1 protein-coding gene is annotated in these 1319 nt (G+C 39.7%); it reads left to right on the top strand.

Annotation, left to right across the window (positions count from 1 at the left end; translation table 11 throughout):
• Positions 1–507: 507 nt before the first annotated feature.
• The gene (locus EKG39_RS23225) at positions 508–1164 is read left to right on the top strand and encodes a Qnr family pentapeptide repeat protein (RefSeq protein WP_126508324.1); all 657 of its coding nucleotides are present in this window, start codon (positions 508–510) and stop codon (positions 1162–1164) included.
• The last annotated feature ends 155 nt before the right edge of the window (positions 1165–1319 follow it).

The following is a 1319-nucleotide window of genomic DNA, read 5'->3' as shown; positions in this document are numbered from 1 at the left end:
CGTGGTAATTTTTGTTTGGCGATAAATTTGATCACCAAATGCCATGAATGTTCCTCACTATTTTACCTATCTCATTATTTCAGCTTACCTTTTTGTGGGGATTCGTCAGGGTCAGAGTAAACTTTATGCTATGCCCTTGTAGGGACGTCCCCATTTTCTGTGGCCTCATGCTTTTCTTGTCAGTTTTTCTATTTCTTTGACCCCATTTCTTATGCTTTTCGTGATAGTCCTTTTCCTGGAGTGGCATTACCTCCTGTATTCAAATCTATCTGTCCGACTTCCTGCAAGCCCCTGGATGGAGTGAAAGTTTTTTCTTGGTCTTCGCATCTTTATATTTAATTTTACCAAGGTCTAAGAGCCATTTTGGAGCCTTAAAATCGATTATGACGCCTCTCGTAAGTTATTGTTTTTAAGGCTTTTATTTTTGTTGGTTTCTATACTTGTGAATGTTAGTCTCCGGTTTTCAGACCTAGTCTTATTGTTAGTATTAGTTAGTCAGAGGCGTTAATGAATAGAAAAAATGAGGTATTCGATGGGGTTGATTTTAGCCATCAGGATTTGAGTGATTCACATTTTGAGCTGTGCAAATTTTATAATTGTAATTTTTATCATACTGATCTCAGCGACAGCCGCTTTATCGACTGCTCATTTATAGAGCAAGGCTCAGTGAGTGGTTGCGATTTTGAATATGCTAACTTGCAAGATTCGAGCTTCAAAGGTTGTCAGTTATCTATGGTTAATTTTAAGGGGGCTAATTGCTTTGGTGCCGAGTTTAGGAACTGTGACTTGAAAGGTGTTAACTTTCTTAAGGCCCGTTTTACCAATCAGATCAGTAATCAAGTGTATTTCTGTTCCGTGTACATTACGGGGTGTAATTTGTCTTACGCTAATCTTGAGCGCCAATGCATTGAGAAATGCGATCTATTTGAAAACAAATGGACTGGTGCAAATTTTTTTAGGGCTTCGCTTAAGGGTTCAGATTTGAGTCGCGGAGACTTTTCCAGTGATGCTTGGGGCCAGTTTGATGTGAGAGGGTGTGATCTTTCTTATGCAGAACTTTCTGGGCTGGATCCAAGAAAGGTGGATCTTAGTAATGTAAAAATATGCATGTGGCAGCAGGAGCAACTACTTGAGCCGCTAGGGGTGATTGTTGGGCCTGACTGATTAATAACGGATGGCTTGGATAAGTGGGGTCAGTGTCTGACGAATCCCCACAAAAAGGTAAGCTGAAATAATGAGATAGGTAAAATAGTGAGGAACATTCATGGCATTTGGTGATCAAATTTATCGCCAAACAAAAATTACCACGAGTAAATGCC

The organism is Shewanella atlantica (assembly GCF_003966265.1).
Classification (GTDB): Bacteria; Pseudomonadota; Gammaproteobacteria; order Enterobacterales; family Shewanellaceae; genus Shewanella; species Shewanella atlantica.
The sequence above is the reverse complement of the archived record's forward strand: the minus strand, read 5'-3'. Positions and strand labels throughout refer to the sequence as shown.

What these genes read in the sequence shown, in the direction of transcription:
- EKG39_RS23225 (WP_126508324.1), top strand. Translation starts at nt 508, where the DNA reads ATGAATAGAAAAAATGAGGTATTCGATGGGGTTGATTTTAGCCATCAG.